This is a genomic window from Streptomyces sp. NPDC025784, assembly GCF_055558435.1.
Genome location: NZ_JBVHMN010000033.1, coordinates 12,699 through 29,156 on the forward strand (window position 1 = coordinate 12,699; position 16,458 = coordinate 29,156).

Annotated in this window: 14 protein-coding genes and 2 pseudogenes; 9 read left to right on the forward strand and 7 right to left on the reverse strand. The window is 70.4% G+C overall.

What is annotated here, in order from left to right:
* Positions 1-133: 133 nt before the first annotated feature.
* Positions 134-799: a hypothetical protein gene (locus ACZ4IF_RS42975; RefSeq protein WP_467574232.1), complete on the forward strand. Its 666-nt coding sequence runs from the start codon at positions 134-136 to the stop codon at positions 797-799.
* 22 nt (positions 800-821) lie between these two features.
* On the opposite strand, the pseudogene ACZ4IF_RS42980 reads toward ACZ4IF_RS42975, so the two are convergent.
* Positions 822-1,383 (reverse strand): annotated as a pseudogene (locus ACZ4IF_RS42980) (transposase); the annotation flags it as partial.
* 137 nt (positions 1,384-1,520) lie between these two features.
* On the opposite strand from ACZ4IF_RS42980, the gene ACZ4IF_RS42985 reads away from it, so the two are divergent.
* The 4 genes from ACZ4IF_RS42985 (at position 1,521) to ACZ4IF_RS43000 (ending at position 6,819) form a co-directional block, all read left to right on the forward strand.
* Entirely contained in the window at positions 1,521-3,050 is a 1,530-nt protein-coding gene (locus ACZ4IF_RS42985; protein ID WP_467574235.1) for a hypothetical protein, read from the forward strand.
* Between the two features lie 108 nt (positions 3,051-3,158).
* On the forward strand, positions 3,159-4,469 hold the full coding sequence (locus ACZ4IF_RS42990; protein ID WP_467574238.1) for an AAA family ATPase: 1,311 nt from the start codon (positions 3,159-3,161) through the stop codon (positions 4,467-4,469).
* A gap of 143 nt (positions 4,470-4,612) precedes the next feature.
* A complete protein-coding gene (locus tag ACZ4IF_RS42995; RefSeq protein ID WP_467574241.1) occupies positions 4,613-5,857 on the forward strand; it encodes a vWA domain-containing protein in 1,245 nt (414 codons plus the stop codon).
* Between the two features lie 404 nt (positions 5,858-6,261).
* Positions 6,262-6,819: a YcxB family protein gene (locus ACZ4IF_RS43000; protein ID WP_467574244.1), complete on the forward strand. Its 558-nt coding sequence runs from the start codon at positions 6,262-6,264 to the stop codon at positions 6,817-6,819.
* Positions 6,820-6,835: 16 nt separating this feature from the next.
* On the opposite strand, the gene ACZ4IF_RS43005 is transcribed toward ACZ4IF_RS43000, so the two are convergent.
* Positions 6,836-7,411 (reverse strand): CGNR zinc finger domain-containing protein, encoded by a 576-nt coding sequence (locus ACZ4IF_RS43005; RefSeq protein ID WP_467574247.1) that lies wholly within the window; start codon positions 7,409-7,411, stop codon positions 6,836-6,838.
* Between the two features lie 82 nt (positions 7,412-7,493).
* On the opposite strand from ACZ4IF_RS43005, the gene ACZ4IF_RS43010 reads away from it, so the two are divergent.
* Both ACZ4IF_RS43010 and ACZ4IF_RS43015 read left to right on the forward strand, forming a co-directional pair.
* Positions 7,494-8,666, forward strand: coding sequence for an epoxide hydrolase family protein (locus ACZ4IF_RS43010; protein WP_467574250.1), 1,173 nt, complete (start codon positions 7,494-7,496; stop codon positions 8,664-8,666).
* A 314-nt stretch (positions 8,667-8,980) separates the two neighbouring features.
* On the forward strand, positions 8,981-9,844 hold the full coding sequence (locus tag ACZ4IF_RS43015; protein WP_467574253.1) for a hypothetical protein: 864 nt from the start codon (positions 8,981-8,983) through the stop codon (positions 9,842-9,844).
* A 468-nt stretch (positions 9,845-10,312) separates the two neighbouring features.
* Here ACZ4IF_RS43015 and ACZ4IF_RS43020 read toward each other — a convergent pair whose 3' ends face one another.
* The 3 genes from ACZ4IF_RS43020 to ACZ4IF_RS43030 form a co-directional block, all read right to left on the reverse strand.
* A complete protein-coding gene (locus tag ACZ4IF_RS43020; RefSeq protein ID WP_467574256.1) occupies positions 10,313-10,486 on the reverse strand; it encodes a hypothetical protein in 174 nt (57 codons plus the stop codon).
* 42 nt (positions 10,487-10,528) lie between these two features.
* On the reverse strand, positions 10,529-10,954 hold the full coding sequence (locus ACZ4IF_RS43025; protein WP_467574259.1) for a hypothetical protein: 426 nt from the start codon (positions 10,952-10,954) through the stop codon (positions 10,529-10,531).
* A gap of 259 nt (positions 10,955-11,213) precedes the next feature.
* The gene (locus ACZ4IF_RS43030; protein WP_467574262.1) at positions 11,214-11,696 is read right to left on the reverse strand and encodes a MarR family winged helix-turn-helix transcriptional regulator; all 483 of its coding nucleotides are present in this window, start codon (positions 11,694-11,696) and stop codon (positions 11,214-11,216) included.
* A 619-nt stretch (positions 11,697-12,315) separates the two neighbouring features.
* Here ACZ4IF_RS43030 and ACZ4IF_RS43035 point away from each other — a divergent pair.
* Both ACZ4IF_RS43035 and ACZ4IF_RS43040 read left to right on the forward strand, forming a co-directional pair.
* Positions 12,316-13,014, forward strand: a complete 699-nt coding sequence (locus ACZ4IF_RS43035) for a histidine phosphatase family protein (protein WP_467574265.1) — start codon at positions 12,316-12,318, stop codon at positions 13,012-13,014.
* Between the two features lie 443 nt (positions 13,015-13,457).
* Positions 13,458-14,678, forward strand: coding sequence for an outer membrane protein assembly factor BamB family protein (locus ACZ4IF_RS43040; protein ID WP_467574269.1), 1,221 nt, complete (start codon positions 13,458-13,460; stop codon positions 14,676-14,678).
* A 201-nt stretch (positions 14,679-14,879) separates the two neighbouring features.
* Here the strand turns inward: ACZ4IF_RS43040 and ACZ4IF_RS43045 are convergent, their stop codons facing one another.
* The gene (locus tag ACZ4IF_RS43045) at positions 14,880-15,896 is read right to left on the reverse strand and encodes a DUF6215 domain-containing protein (RefSeq protein WP_467574272.1); all 1,017 of its coding nucleotides are present in this window, start codon (positions 15,894-15,896) and stop codon (positions 14,880-14,882) included.
* Between the two features lie 86 nt (positions 15,897-15,982).
* Positions 15,983-16,298, reverse strand: a pseudogene (locus ACZ4IF_RS43050) (transposase family protein); the annotation flags it as partial.
* Between the last annotated feature and the right edge of the window lie 160 nt (positions 16,299-16,458).

Consider the following 16,458-nt stretch of genomic DNA (forward strand, 5'->3'; position numbering starts at 1 on the left):
TTCCCGGGAGCACGGGTGACTGGGCGCGAAAGTTGGCGCTCGGTTGGTGCCTGAGTGCAAGTCTTGGGCCGCAACGGAGCGGGCGGGCTTCTGTCTGGGGCGTTGCCGGAGCTCGCCAGTAGACTCCGATGCCATGGTGGCTGCCACTCCCGTATCACCCGTCCCGGTCGCGCCGGCCGGTTTGACCCGCAGGGCCAAGTGTTTCGTCGAGTGTGAAGGCATCCGTGTCGCCCGACAGGACATCGAGCGTCACCGAGACGCCTGGATCGAGCACGGTGTCCCGGCCGCGGAGATCGATCGCGCAGTGGCCTTCGAGGACCGTTGGGGTGGTCTCGCGCTGCCGTCGGCGCCGTTTTACGACAGCGGTCCGCGCGTCCTGGGCGCGGACGTTCCCGAGCGATCGGCCCCCGAGGGCTGGTGGATCCCGGCCGGGGACTGCCGCTATTCCATGGCCTACGGATTCATGATCGGCCCCGGTGGCGAGTTCGGGATTCACGGCTATCACTGGGCACCGCTGCATGCCAGTATCGAAGGCTGGGTGGAGTCGTTGGCACTGGCCGGCCATGCGAGACGCTGGGCCAGAACCATCACGAGGATCACCGGCGACGCCGTCGATTCCCTGGACCTCGAAGGGTACGAGCCGATACCCGAAGTACGGGGCCTGACCGACACCTGGTGGAGGGGCAAGGACTCGCTCATCGCCCTGTACCGGGGCGTGGCCGTCGGGATGGACGCTCCGGGATGCCTAGAAGCCCATGTCTACGGTGGCCTTGACGAGTGGGGGCTTCACGGCGGCTGACCGCTGGCTGGCCTTGACGGACCCCGTGCAGTTTGGCCGGACGACGCCGACGCGGCCCAGGGCGCGAGCGGATCGGTGGGATACCTCGAATCAAGGGCTCCAAAGCCTGGCTGTCCTACAGGTTGGCTTCCGAGATCGCGAGTGAGATCGGCAGGCCGGTGCGGTCGCAGATCAGATGGATCTTCGATCCTTTCTTACCGCGGTCGGTCGGATTCGGTCCTGTCAGATGCCGCCTTTGAGGGCGCGCATGTTCACCGAGTCGATCGCGCATCGGGACCGGTCCACCGCGCCGGGGGACCCGAGGTCGGCGAGGGCCAGGCGGTGAAGCTTGGCCCAGACGTGTGCGTTCGACGACTCGGTGAACCGGGGTGAGCTGTTGCCCCCCGACGGACCGAACGACGTCACCGACACTTGCTGCCATGTGCAGCCGGATGCCGCCAAGAAGACGATTGCGGCCATCACCTCACGATCACCATGCCGACGTCGACCACCATCCTGAGGCCGCGACGGCGCCGCAGGCACTACCGCCGGAACAGTTCCCGCAGCTCGTCCGGCACCAGCCGCTCGACAATCCCGCCGACCACGACCAACACCCCATCGAGTCACATGAGGTGGCGTCCAAATGGGCCTGACAGATCGTCGTCGGCGTGGTTACGATGCCGACGATGAAGAATCACTCCTCGTATGGAACGGGGGAATCGTTCGCGCAAGGTGAGTGCTGATGGCACATCACTTCGCGAACGAGGCTCCGACCCGCTTGTTGATGTGGCAGCGCGTACGTGAGTACGCCGTGCCACCGTCCATGATCGAGACTGCGACCGCGCGACGTGCGGTCGGCGACTGGGCGGGGGCCTGCGCTGCTGCCCGCGTCGATGTCGATCTCGATCTGCGCGCCGTGCGCGATCGCCACGGCACCGATCTCGTCACCCGACTCCGTACAGATCTGCGACTGCTGGCCCCGGATCTGCTCCGCTGGCACATGCCCCGGATCGCCCCCGACGGGCGGCTTCGGTCCGGCCTGACCTTTTCCCTGGCTTGTTACCGGAGTTCCGGCACCACGCCGCTGCATCTGGTGGTGCGGACACCCCCGGTCTGGGCGGACGCCGGACAGCGGATGTCCCTGGCCCTGTGGGAGGGGGCCGGGGACGGTGTCCATAGGCACCACCCGCACCCGCATCCCGACCGGCGTTTCCGGCTCGACCTGCACCGGCACCTCTGGGACTCCGGGCGGAGCGGCGAACTGGCGCGGCGGTGCGGTGCGGGCGCGGTACCGGCCGTGGCACCGCCCGCCCGGGCGCACACACCCGGCCGGCCCGTCCTGCCGGACCGGCCGGATCTGCCAGATCCGGCGGATCCGCTCGACCTCCTCGATTCCGCGTGGGCGGTGGAACGTTGGGCCGCCGAGGCGGAGTCGCTGCTGCGGGCGGAGGGCCGCCCTCTCGGGCCGTTCACCGTGCGGCTCGGTGCCCGGAGCCGCACGGTGCTCGAACTCGTCGCCCCCGACGACAGCCATGCCCCGACGTTCCGGCCGCTGCGCGAGACGCTGCCGCCGCAGGAGGTCGCGGCGCTTCCGGTGCTGCCGGAGGCGGCGGTCCGGGTTCTCCCGGACCTGGAGCTGCTGCGGGCCGGGCTGATCGCGACCGAGCGGCTGCATCCGCTCGTCGCCGCGGCACTGGAGGGCTCCGGGTCGGTGGCAGCTTCCGGCAGGGCACCGGTGGCAGGCCCCGCCACCCGAACCGGCGATCCGCACCGGGTGGAGTGCCGGGGCGAGATCCACCGGATCGCGCTACGGGACGGTGCGCTGACGGCGGTCGATCACGACCCGGCCCAACTGCGCAGGGAAGAACTGCTGGTGGCTCTCGGCGGGCCGGCGCTGCCGTGCCTGCGGGCGATCGACGCGGTGCAGCGCAACCCGGAGGAACTGCCCGCGGTCCGGGAACGACTCGCCCACGGTGACGTCGCCGGGGCGCTCGACGTGGTCGAAAGGCTGCTCGGTCCCGGTGCGATCCTGCGCGACGGACCGCTCCGACAGGAGCTGGAGTCGGCCGCGGCACGCCGTATCGACCACGGCCTTTTCCGCTCGGGACTGGTCGCCGAACATCCAGTCGCCCGTGCGGTCAGGGACGGGAGGACCTCGGGTGCGCGGCACTCGGAGGCGGACCACCGTCCCCGGCTCGACCGACGTACGCCATACGACATGAGCCGTAAGCACAGCAGTCGGGCCCGGCCCCGCACCGGGCTGCACCGCTGACCGGCTGCCCTCACCGACGTCGCTTGCCCGCGCCGCGTCTTCCGCGCCGCACACCCCATGCCGTCCAGGACGGGCCGTCCCGTTCCCTTATCGCACCCAGGTGATGCCATGACGATCTCCAATACACTCCTGCCCGCCACGGTCGCGGCCGTCGGCGCAGCCGCGCCGACCTCCGCCGACGCATCCGGAACCGGCACCCAACTCACCCTTGCCGACGACCTCCTGACCCTCCTACGGGCAACCACGACCGAGCCGCGCCCCGACGAGCAGCTCGAAGCGCTCACCCTGGCCGTCGCAGCCGACCTGCCGGTGCTGCTCTGGGGCGAGCCGGGCATCGGAAAGACCGCGGCCCTGACACAGCTCGCCACCTCCCTCGACCTGCCGCTGACCACCGTGATCGCCAGCGTCCACGAACCGTCCGACTTCTCCGGGCTGCCCATCGTGGGCGACGACCCGGCGGTGCAAGGGGTGCCGATGGCACCGCCCCAGTGGGCGGTGGACCTCGTGCGCGCCGGGCGGGGGCTGCTCTTCCTGGACGAACTCTCCACCGCCACCCCCGCCGTCCAGGCCGCACTGCTCCGCGTCGTCCTGGAACGGAGAGTCGGTGCCCTTCAACTCCCGCCGGGCGTAAGGATCGTGGCCGCCGCCAATCCGCGGGCGTCGGCGGCGGACGGATGGGAACTGAGCCCGCCGCTGGCCAACCGGTTCGTGCATCTGTACTGGGTGCACGACCGGGAGGTGGTGGTACGCGGTCTGGGAGGGGTCTGGCCCCGGGCGGAGCTGCCCCGGCTGGTGCAGGAGAATCTGCCGGAAGCGGTGGCTTTCGCCCGGCGCGCGGTGTGCGGCTTCCTCGAAGCACGGCCGACGCTGATCCACCGGATGCCGAGCACCGAGACCCGGCGCGGCGGTGCCTGGCCCTCGCCCCGGAGCTGGGAGGCCGCCTTGACCCTGCTGGCCTTCGGCACGGCGGCCTCCGTCTCCCGGGAGGTGCTGGCACTGCTGGTGCGGGGCGCGGTGGGGGACGGGCCGGGACTCGAACTCCTCGCCCATCTGGACCGGATGGACCTGCCGGATCCGCAGTCGTTGCTGGCCGATCCGACCTCCGCGGATCTGCCGGTGCGGGGCGACCTGCGTCAGGCGGCGCTGGAGGCGGTGGTGGCCGCCGTCGGTGCACGGCCGGATCGGGAGCGGTGGGAGGCGGCCTGGGCGCTGCTGGTCCGGGCGCTGGAGACCGGCGCCCCGGACCTGCTGGTCGCCCCGGCGACGGCGCTGGCCGCGCTGCGACGCGACGACTGGGAGGTGCCGGAGGCGGTGGAGCGGCTGGCAGGCGTGGTCGGTCTCGCCCGCCGGGCGGACCGGTCGGTGGTGCGGGCCGCAGCGGCGGCCGGCGCAGGGCGCGCGACGAGGGCGTCCCGATGACGAGGGCCGTGAAGCGCCCGGAGCCGCGCCCGCTGCCTCGTCCGATGTCCCCGCCCGCGCCGCCGCGCCCGGTGCGGCCGACCGTGCCGGGACCGCCGGCCGGCTCCGGCGAGCCGCTCGGCCGGCCCGGACTCCCGTTGGACATGGAGAAGTTGCTGGCCGCCCGACTGCACGCGGTGCAGGTCCGTCCCTACCTGGCCAGCGCGCTCTTCGCACTGCACGTGGTGGAGGACCGGTCGGTACCGACGATGGCGGTGGACGCGCACTGGCGCTGCTACGTCTCCCCTCGCTTCGTGGCGCGCACACCGGTGGAGGAGCTGGCGGGCGTCTGGGTGCACGAGGTCTCGCACCTGCTCCGGGACCACCACGGGCGGGGCGAGCGGTACGCGCGGGAGCACGAGGAGCACGGGCCGGGCGAGGGCAGCGAGACGGGGGTCACCCGGGCCGAAGGCTGGGGGAGACTGCGGCGGAACATCGCAGCCGACTTCGAGATCAACGACGACATCTACGGTGACGGTCTGCCCCGGCCTGCCGGGGCGGTGCTGCCGTCGCTGCTGCGGCTGCCCGACGGGCTGCTGATGGAGGAGTACCTGCGGAGGGCGTCGATGTCCGGGCTCGACTCGGCACTGGCCTGGCTGGACTGCGGCAGTGGTGCCGACGGCCAGGACCGCCCGTGGGAGCTGGGGCCCGACGGGGCGCACGGGCTGACCAGGCAGCAGCGGGACGCGGTTCGTTTCCGGGTCGCAGAGGGGATCAAGGGACGACCGGGCGACGCGCCCGAGGGGTGGCGCCGGTGGGCGGACGAGGCGTTCCATCCGCCGCAGCCGTGGCGGCAGTTGCTGGGGGCGGCGGTCCGCTCGGCGGCGGGTGCGCCGGGGGTGGGCGAGGACCACAGCTACCGGCGTCCGTCCCGGCGCTCGGCCGGGATCCCCGGAGTGGTGCTGCCGAGCCTGCGCCGTACCCCGCCCCGGGTCTGTGTCGTGATCGACACCTCCGGGTCGGTGAGCGACGCCGAGCTGGGCAGCGCGCTGCTGGAGGTGGCGGCGATCTCGCAGGCGGTGGGCGGGCGGCGCGACCTCGTCTCGGTGATCTCGTGCGACGCGGCGGCCGGGGTCGCCGTCCAGCTCTGCCGCGCGGAGAACATCGCACTGGTCGGCGGCGGAGGAACGGATCTGCGCTCCGGCTTCGCGCGGGCGCTGCGCTCTCGGCCCCGCCCGGACGTGATCGTCGCCCTCACCGACGGCCAGACGCCCTGGCCCTCCGCGCAGCCGCCCTGCCGCACCGTCGTCGGTCTCTTCCCCCGTCCCTCGCGTGCCGTGGACGAGGAGAACCCCGACTACGTCCCGGACACCCCGCCGCCCTGGGCGCGTGTCGTCACCATCGGCTGAGACAGCATCGCGGCGCGGCATTACCGTCCGTCACGGGCGACGCGTGGCCGGCTGTCTTGAGACGTATACGGGCGCCGAGGAGGGACGCTCCCTCCACTGCCGGTGGGTGGGGCCGCCGGGACGCTCACGCGGGCACCGGCATCGGCCGAGCGCAGGTGCGACCTCGACGACCGCTACGACGAGCGGGCCTTGCTGCTCGCGCCGCACCGTCACGCGCCGGCACAGGGCATGAAGTGCCGTGCGACCGAAGGGATGTTCTTGTCGTGGGTGGCGACGGTGCATCAGGCGGGGGGCATCCAGGTGGCTGCGGCCGCCTTCTGTTCGAGGGCAGAGGCGGCCTCGGGCCGCTGGGTGGCGGCCATGAGGTCGGTAGGATCCGCGGGTCGTCCTACAGGGGAGGGATCATGGCCGAGGGTCGCGAAGTCACCAACAGCAGCGCGGAGGGCGCCGCCGATGTCGTGGACGGGTCGGCGGTGCAGCTGGTGTACCGCCCGCAGCCCGCCGACACGCTGGTCGGTCTGCGGGTCCGGGCGCGGATCAAGCGGTGGGGGCTCCTGCTGCGGAGTGTGTTCCTCACGCTGTGGGTGGTGCAGTGGCTGGTGGGCACCATCAGCCGGGGGAGTGCCGACGTGGTCTCCACCGTTCTGTTCGTGTTCGTCGTCCTGGTGGTGGGCGGCTATCCGCGGCTGCAGGCCGCTCAAGTGCAGCGGACTGTCGGATGGCAGGGCGAGTACCGCACCACCGTGTCCTCGGCCGGGATCACCACCAGCAGTGACCATGGCACGCTCATCCAGAAGTGGTCGGTCCTGCAGGGATACCGGGAGACACGCGGCCACTTCGTCCTGCTCAGCCGGGACCCCAACATCATGTGCCTCGAGGTCCTGCCCAAGCACGGGCTGAGCACGCCCGCCGAAGCCGACCGGCTGCGGGCCCTCCTGGACCGACACACCACCCGCGTCTGACCCCGCCCCGCGTACATCACTCCGCTGATCCGGGGTTCTTGCGCTGGTTGGCATGGAAGCGCGCCTTCTTCTGGCGATTCCCGCATGTGTTCATGTCACACCACTTGCGGGTGCGGCTCTGGCTGGTGTCGAAGAAGGCGGCCCGGCAGGTCGGTGATGCGCACAAGGCCAGTTTTCCGTCCCGCTCGCCTGCGATGATGTCGATCGCGTCGGCGGCGATCACGCCGAGGGCATCTTCCACGCAGGAAGCCGAGCTGAGCCGCCATCGCCGCTTGCCCTCGGGCGTCAGGATCGCGGCGGCCCGACCCTGAGCGCTGCGGTCATTGATGACTTGGACGGCAGATGCGGGGAGAGCGTCCTGGATCGCGGCCGCTGTCGCGGCGGCGTCAATCGACTCCCTCAGTTCCCGAGCGAGGTCGAGCTGGGCAGTGGTGCAGGAGTCCACGGCGAGGCCGTTCACCGCCAGCCAGTCGACGAGTCGCTGCGGCGTGGGAATGCGCTCCACGGCGTTGCCATGACGCTCCGACAGAGTCCCGGTGAAGCTGGTCGCCAGCACGTTGCCGAGGCGGAATTCAGGGAACGCAGCACGCATGGAACCACCTTAGCCGGTTGCAGCGCGGCTCGGAGGACTGCTAGAACCGTCTTAGACGGTTCTACGATGGCCAGGAGGTCTCATGCCCCGTCCAACCAGCGACGTGCAAGCATTTGAAGCCCGCGCGACTGACGCCGACCTCGACGATCTGCGCGCCCGACTGGCCGCGGCGCGACTGCCGGAGGCCGAGACGGTCCATCGCGCCGCGCCCGACCCTCGCCGTTGGGGACAGGGCGTTCCCCTCGTCGACCTCGTCGATGTCGTCAACTACTGGCGCACTGGGTACAACTGGCGGTCGTTCGAGGAACGCCTCAACCAGATCGGCCAGTTCCGCACCACCATCGATGATCTGGGAATCCACTTCCTGCACCGCCGATCCGCGCGCGCAGACGCCACTCCTCTGATCCTGACGCACGGCTGGCCGGGCAGCATTGCCGAGTTCATCGACGTGGTGGACGAGCTGGCAGATCCGAAGGATGCAGACGCGCCGGCGTTCCACGTCGTGGTTCCGTCGCTACCAGGCTTCGGCTACAGCGACAAGCCGGCCACCACAGGATGGGGAACCGAAAAGATCGCGGCCGCATGGGTGGAACTGATGGGAAGGCTCGGCTACAGCAAGTTCCTAGCCCACGGCGGCGACTGGGGAGGCAACATCACCACGGTTCTCGCCGGCAGGTTCCCGGCGCACGTTCTCGGCATCCACACATTGTTCGCGGAGGCGCCGCCCGGGCTGACGACGGACGGGCTGACAGCGGTCGAGCGCAAGTGGACCGAAGAAACCCGCGACTTCTGGCGCCACCGCGCGGCGTACGCGAAGCAGCAGGCGACCCGACCGCAGACCATCGGCTACTCGCTCGTCGACTCGCCGGTCGGGCTTCTTGCCTGGATCCTCGACAAGTTCGCCGAGTGGTCGGACACCGAGGACAGCCCGTTCGAGACGATCTCCAGAGACAGGACTCTTGACGACGTCACCCTGTATTGGCTGACGCGGACCGGCGCATCGGCGGCCCGCATCTACTACGAAAGCCACAACTCGCTGGACCCTGAACTTCGGGTCGACGTCCCGTCGGCAATCAGTATGTATCCCCGCGACATCGAGAAGTGCCCGCGCCCCTGGGCGCAGGAGCGGTACCGGCAGATCGTCCGATGGAGGTCGCCCGACAGCGGGGGACATTTCCCGTCACTGGAGGTTCCCGAATATTTCGTCAAGGACCTGCAAGAGGGCTTCACGGCCGTACTGGCCACCCATCGGTGAACGCGGCTGGGTGCCGGCACTCGATCACCGTCTGATCCGGCTCGAGGTGGTGCCCGACGGCTTCCGGACCGATGGTCGCGTTCTGCCTCTCGGCGGCGGGTGTGGCAGGTCGGCCCTTCCCACCTCGGTCCCGCAGGAGCCGATATGCAGCGCTGACCGCCCGCCGAGCTCGCTGGATGTTCCGGCCCAACCCCGTGGGCCGCCTGCGGGTAAGAAGATGCCGACTGCAAGTGGCAGCACCCGCCGATCGCGTTGCGCGCGGGCGTCGGCGCCTTGTGCGGTCTGTTGTCGTACGGGGGAGGCACAATCGGCGCATGTCTGAGATCTTCGTCGGCCTGGGGAACGTCGATGCGCCGTCGGGTGTGCTCGTGCTCGGCATGGCCGGGTGGATCGACCAGTGGCGTGAGTTGGGACAGCCCCTGTCCGAGCGTGCGAGGACGGCCGCGGCGTCAGGAGGAGGCCACCTTCGTGAGTGGCTGTGCGAGGCGGTCGCGGTTCCGGCAGCCGGCGACCGGCCGTTGACGGTACGGGCGAGCACCTCGCCGTCTCCGTTCGACAAGCAACCGGCGATCGCGACCTTGGAGATCGGTCTCGGTCTTCCGTGGCCCGAGAGCGCGGGCCGGCCGATCCCGGTCCGGCTCGGGGACCTGCCCGTGGACCGGTGCGGCATGGTCGTCGGCGACGCCACTGCGCTGGACGCCTGGACGGGCATGGACGACGAGCCGGCCGACGGGCTCGCCGACGTCTTCTACCGGGGCCTGTACGCGGACGACGCACACGCGCGGTTCGGTGGCGAGCGGATCGCGCGGTATGGCGCGGAGGGACCACACGGGTGGCTGGACCTCCCGGTGACCGAGGCGGCCGCACGCGCTGCCGAACTCACCGCCTGGCGCGACCGCCTCCACGGCAAGGGCCTCATGGTCTCGGTCGACAAGCACACCGACGACTATCGCTTCCGACGGGCCGGGTGGCACCATCCGCTTCGTGCTGGTGCGATCGAGGTCGGAGGCTGCCATCTGCTCGGTATCGAATGGGACCAGGGGGACCATTCGATGAGGCACCGCGGTGAGCGGCACACCGGCCAGGTCTATCCGGTCACGCTCGAAGCCGGCGAGGCGGGAGAGACGGTGATGCGGTGGACCATCCCGTCCTACGGCTTCGACGACGAAGACACGTGACGAGGCCGGCTTTGGGCACCGGTCGCCGTGGCGAGTCGACCAGCCGTGCCAGAAATCCCGTCGGTCCGCGTCGAGAGACGTGGACGGCGCTCGGCACCGCCGACGTGCGGATCACCGCTCACCGGCCGCGCCGGGGCTGTGCTGCCGACCGTGTCGGTGGTCGCTCGGTGACGCCGTCGGCTGTGCGGGCTGCTTCTGGTCGTCCGTTCCCGCGCTGTTGCTGATCCGCCGGGGCGGTCTGTCCGCCGTGGAGGTGGAGGCGTAGGTCCGCGCCCTTGGGGCGGGACGCTCGGCAGGGTGCCGGCCGGGTGATGGGGTGTCCATGTCGCTCGGCTCGCGTGCGGCGGTCGACGGTGTTGTTCACAGGGTCGGCCGCTGCCGTGTCGTGTCGGGGGCACTGACGCTTCGCGGCGCCGGGCGTGCGCGGCGGGGGCTCATCGCGCCGTCGGCCTGGCGGGGCGGGTCGTGTCAGGCGGACGCGGGAAGGGCGAGGGTCTCGGTGCGGCGATGGCGGCCGCTTGCGGGGGTGTCGAGGGCGGAGGGGCGTTCGGGGGATGGCTGTCCGCGGTGCCGGCCGGTACCGGGGTGGGTGGCCGGGCGGAGGCGGCGCAGGGTCCTGATGGTGCGGATCGAGGGCGTCATGGTGTTCTCCGGGTGGGGGTTCCGGGCGGTTCGGGCTCGGGCTCAGATGCCGCGGGGGCCCTCGATGACGCGGACGGTCCAGAGCTGGTCGAAGTGCCAGCGGTCGAAGGCGTAGGCGCGCTCGTCGGCCTGGGCGACGGCGACCCACTGTCCCTGGTGCCGGTGGTAGACGCGGTGGCCGTCGTAGCGGAGCTGGCGACCGTTGTCGTCGGAGCGCCAGTACGAGTAGCCCGATGCGTCCCGCTCGCCGTGCCACTCACGCTGTCCGTCCGAGAGGGACCATCCCTGGCCGATGCGGGAGAGGTTGCCGTGCTGGGTCGCGGTGGCGACGGCGGTGGCGGGGTGAGCGCTGTGCTGGGCCGCGGGCAGGGTGGCCGCCGAGGCGGGGCCGGTGACGGCGACGAGGGCGCTGCCGGTCATGGTCACGGTGGCGGCGGCGAGGGCGACGCGGGTCATCAGCTTCTTCATGATTCTTCTCCTTGCTTCGCCCGCTTTGTTGTGCGGGCGGTGAACGATCGACGCGTGATGCCGGGGGGCTCGTGGCCGCTACGGCTGAGCGACGTCATGCATTGAAGCTAGCAGATCGTTGAGGCTAATCAATGAATGAGCGAGTGTGACTGTCGACTCACCGAAACCAAACTGCCCGGGATGCCGCGGATCCGCGGAGGGGGCACGGCAAAGGGGCCACGGGAATGCCCGTGGCCCCTGATTGCCTGGTGGCGGTCGGTCAGGTGCAGACGATCTCGTTCCCCGACGTCCTGACGCTCTTGGGCGTCCTGACTCGGGAGAGGAGGGTGCGGAGGGTCGTGAGCTCTTCGGGTGTGAAGTCGGCGAAGAGTTCTTTCTCCACGGCGGTGATGGCGTCCTGGGCCTGCGCCAGGACGCGGCTGCCTTCGTCGGTGAGCGCCACGATGTGGCGGCGCCGGTCGGCCGGATCGCGTCGGCGCTCGACGAAGTGCGTGTTCTCGAGGTCGTTCAAAATCCCGCACAGGATGCTGGGATCCACCTCCAGAACCTCGGCCATGCCCTTCTGGCTCATGTTGCCCGACTCGCCGAGCAGGACCAGTGTCGCGCCTTGGCGGGGTGTCAGTCCGCACTGCTTGAAGGCGTGCTCGGTGCGGGCGTAGGCGATGGCGCCGTGCCGGGCGAGCAGGAAGCCGAGGCGGTCGAGGGGTTCGGCCTCGACGGTGCCGGTCAGGTCCGCAGTCATTGTCACTGTCACCCCACTTACCTTGTCTGTCGGCAAACTATTACGCCGACATAATCATCTATGAGCATCGATGGTAGCAGGGACTCAATGGTGTGGGGCGGGTCCGCGGCGGGAGCAGGGTTGGCAGGCCGGGGTCGCGGTGGTGGCCGGAGGGGTCGGCGGTTTCGCCGTGTCGTCCCGGACCGCCTGTGAGCGGTCTGCTCCTCGCCTCGTGGCCGGAGCCGGTCGGTGATCCGTCGGCCGGGCCGTTCCCCGGCAGGTCGGCGGCGGCGGCCTCGAGGTCTCCTCGGGCCCGCGGCCCTCTGTCGTCGCGCCTCATGACCCCGATCGCCGGTTGGCGGGTGCGGCTGGGGCGGGCGTGCGGTGACGGACGCGCCCGCGGCCGGGCAGCCCTCGGCGGCCCGCTCGGACGAGAGCCGCATCGCCAACCACCGCTACTCGGAGTAACACGTGGTGGCGCACAGGATGACCCTTGCCGGGTGCGGCTGAGTGGCGGGTCCCGCCGGCCGGTCGGCGGGCATGGTTCCGGCCGCCTGACGGATGTTGCAGCGGGAGGCCCTCACCGATCCTGGAGCGCATGAGTCACGGCGTGGCGCCGGGCCAGGAGGAGGTTGGTCTTATGACGATCCGCCTGACGTTGGTGAGTGCGCCCGGCGGTGACGCCGCCGTGGATCCACTCCTCGGTGACGCTCCCCTGGGTGAGCGCAGTGCGCGTATGGCCGGCGCCGGGGGAGCAGCGCTCCCTCTCCACGAGCTGGCAGTCCGCGCACCCTCGATCCGTTGCTCGCAGACCGCGGACGCCCTCGGCCTGGTGGTAGCGGTCGAACCCGCGCTGCGCGATCTCGACCTCGGCACATGGCGCGGTCGCACCGTCGATGAAGTCGCCGCAGCCGACCCCGACGGGTTCAGCGCCTGGCTCACGGACCCGGATGCCACGCCACACGAAGGCGAGTCGGTGCGCCGGCTCTGCCGCCGGACCGCCGACTGGCTGGACAGCGTGGCGCCCGACATGGGCCACATAGTGGCCATCACCGAAGCAGCCGTTGTCCGAGCCGCCCTCATCCATGCTCTGGCCGTACCGGCGAGAGCCTTCTGGCATCTGGCTGTGCCGCCGCTGTCCCCGGTCTCTCTCACCTGGCGAGGCAGCCACTGGGACGTCCGGCTCGGCCACGTCACTGGCGCTCAGAGCCGGCGACGGTTCCTCGTGCCATCGGCGACGCTTGTAAGCGGCGGAAGTGATCAGTTCGCTGCGGCGCACCTGGGCGGCCGGAAACGATCGCGTTCGTTCCGGGAGACGGCTTTCGTCGGCTGCCGGTAAGCCCTCACGAGGGCACTCGGTCGTTCCCCAGGCGAACCACTCGGTCACGATCGGCTGGTGGGTGATCGACGGGCACAGCGCCCATGATGTGGCTGGCCGCCGGCCCGCGAAGAAGACGGATTCGAGCGCGGTCCGGCGGCCCGTAGGGCCACTCCGGTGTGCACCTCACCGAGGTCGGCTCGCACACCTGCTCAGCGTTCGGGAGCCGTCCACCTTGCTCGGCGTACACCGTTTGAACAGCGGCCTGACTTGCCTGGCTCTCGCGCGGGGGGCGAAGATCCGTGGGCCGCCGCGTCACCGTGACAGGTGGCAGGGGCTTGGGGGCAGTGATGGCGCGGCGGATGAACATGTTGGGAGAGCCGGGGGTGGGCTTGCCGGGGGGACCGGGCAGGCCAGTGCCGAGTCGTGAGGATGTGCAGAGGGCCCGCGGCCGCGTGTGGGGTGTGTTCCTTGTGCTGGTCCTCCTCGTGATCGGTGGGCTGGCGGACTGGTACAAGTCGCGGGACGTGTTCACCGGAGCCCGCGGCCCCTTTCCGGCCGCGTTCGCCGCCGGTGCCCCGGTCACGCCTGGACAGGTCATACGGAGGCCGGGGGGTGAACAGACCTTGGTGCACGGGCTGTCCCTGCGGTGGACGGATTCCGGCATGGCGGCGATGAACCTGCGGACCGGTAAGGAGTACTGGCGCTACGAGCGACGGGACTCGAACGATCCTGCTGTGTGGTCGTTCGGCGTGTCGGAGCGCACCGTGGTGGCCCGTTTCACGGACGGGAAGCTCGTCGCCATCGATCTGCGTACGGGCAGGCTGCTGTGGCAGGCGGAGATCAGGGCCGGCGACCGCCACAGGTCCGTGGAGCTCGTCGACGGTCAGGCAGTCACCGAGGATCCCGGCGCCGTACGCGCCTTCGACGAGCGGGACGGCCGAAGTCTGTGGACGGCGCATACGCCTGACTCGTGTCCCGAGGTATTCCTCCATTCCGTGCACGCCCTACCAGGCCACCTGAGCGCCGTCCACGTGATGTGCAATGCATCGGGTCGCGGCGACCGGGACGAGTTCGGACTGCTGCTCGGGGTCGACAACCGCACGGGCAAGGTCCTGTGGCGGCAGCGCACCGTGGACCCCGAGCAGACGGCCTGGGGCGACGGGCACACTCTCGTCGCCGCGGACCCGGACCGCACGCAGACCGTGCAGTCGCTCGACATGAATCGTCAGAAGATCTCTTCACGTGCCACTCTCCGGCGTGACGGGTGGGACGTGGTCGCTGCGGGCAGCGGCACCGTACTGGCCGGCACCGACCCGAAAGACGGTTCTGGGGACCACGACACGGTCCTGCGGGCCTACGACATCCGTGACGGACGATCCTCCTGGCAGTTGCGGGCACCGACCGGCCAGGAGTACGGGTTCCCGAAGATCGCCGACGGCCGGGTGTACGTCGTACGCCAGCCCTTCCTCACCGAGGGAGACACAGGTCGTCGGATACACGGCGACCTGCTCGTCCTCGACGCGGACACAGGGCGCCTGCTCCACACCCTGCGGCTGCCGTCCATGACCACGCCGGACGACTATGACTACTTCGTGAAGCTCGACGTCGTCGATATCGCCGACGGCGCGGTGGGCATCGGCTGGCGAGACGGCGAGGGCGGACTGCTGATCGCCACGGACTGATGACTCAGTCCGTAATGGGATCTTCCACCGTCGGGATGTACGGGGACAGCAGCATGATCCCCCGGACACGCCTTGGCAGTGTCCCTTCGCCGCCCGGGGCTGGGCCAAGGAGTCCGTGGCCCGGATCCCGTCACACGACGGGTGCGGTCGCCGAAGGCGTGACTGGACCAGCCGTTTCGCGGCTGAAATGTTCTCGGTGTCTCATCGGGCAGGCCGTTCGGGGATCGCCGGGAGAACCTTCTCAGCGATGCCGAGGAGAACGCTGTCGTCCGGGAGGGCTCCGGACGTGCTCCACACGGTGATGTCGCAGTAGCCGCCCCGGTCCTTACGGTCGAGGGCCACGGTCAGCGTCCTGGCCAGGGGACCCTGTTCGACCGGTCCGCCGGATCCGCCGCTCCCGAGGTCGATCTCGAGCTTCATGGTGTGATCCGAGGAGAGGACCGCGGGCCGGTCGAGAACCGTGAGGGTCTTGATGTCTGTCTCATCCCCGAACTTCATCAGCTTCACGTACTGGTCAGTCGTCAGTTCGTTGTAGGTGGCCGAGACATTCACGGTGTATGTGTCGAACGTGACCTCGGCCTCCGGCTGGGCGACCTTCCCATCCGTCAGGGGAGCGGTGTTGCTGGTGCCGGAAGCACTGGTCGCGGTTTCTCCAGGCGTGCCGAGGAGCTTGGCCAGGTCTGGCCGGTTGAGCGCCTGGCACAGCTCTTCACCCGTCACAGGCTGGGGCGTCTCCTTGTAGGCCTTCGGCAGCTCCTCGTGTTCTCCGCCCGAACACGAGGCGGGCTGCGGGGTGTTGTCGTCGGACGGCATCACGCGTGGGGCCACCCACAGCGCGGCCGCGAGTGCCCCGACCACGGCCACGGCGGCGACGGCCTGGCCCCACGCACCGGGCTCCTTCTGGGGAGTGTCCGGGCCGGGACGTGGCCCGGCTCCTACCTGGGCCTGGGCCTGGGCGTGGGCGTGGGCGGCAGCATCGACCGCCGGCCCGTCCGCCGAAGTCTGCGGAGCCGGGTTCCGGCGTGCGCGCAGGGCCCGGACCACCCCGTAGACGCGTATTGCGGTGAACACGAGGAACACCATGCCGAGACCGGCCGCGACGCGATCGTGATCGCGGACGGCGAGGTACATGATGCGTACGCCGAGGACGGACCCGATCGCGATGAGCAGCGGCTCGCGGACCCAGAACGGCAGGAGACGGAGGAGGAAACCGAGCATCCGGCGATCTCACCAGGACAAGACGATATTCGCCGTGGTGGAAGCCACAGTTCCGGGTATATGCAGGGCCTGCCGAAGCAAGAGCCGCCGATGTAGGCGCGGTCGGCGAGGACCGGGACGCCCTGGCGTTCGCAGATGCGGATGATCCCGTGCGTGCGGGCCGCGGTCAGGTCCTGGGTCTGGCCCGGCATGGCGGGCGAGATCCACAGCAGCTGTCCGGCCGGGTCGGTCACCACCTGGACGTTCACGCCGTGGCGGCGATGCTTGGCGGAGTAGTCCGCCGGGCCGTCGCCCAGGCGGTCGCACGCTGCAAGCGTTCCGTCGAGTAAGGACGAAGTCCGGGTCGGCTTCACGCAGGACTTTGAGCAGGCCCGGTGCTCTGGCTGCGAGCAGGTCGACCACGGGTGGGGAACCAACAAGGCTCCTGCGCCCACGGGTTGGGACTTCGAACACCTCCCCCAACGGCACAGGAGCTTCGTGCGTTGCGGGTCCCGTCGCCGTGGGGCGAACGGCTTGTCACACACCCCTGACGCGGCGGCACTTCTGCCAGCGACTGCGGGAC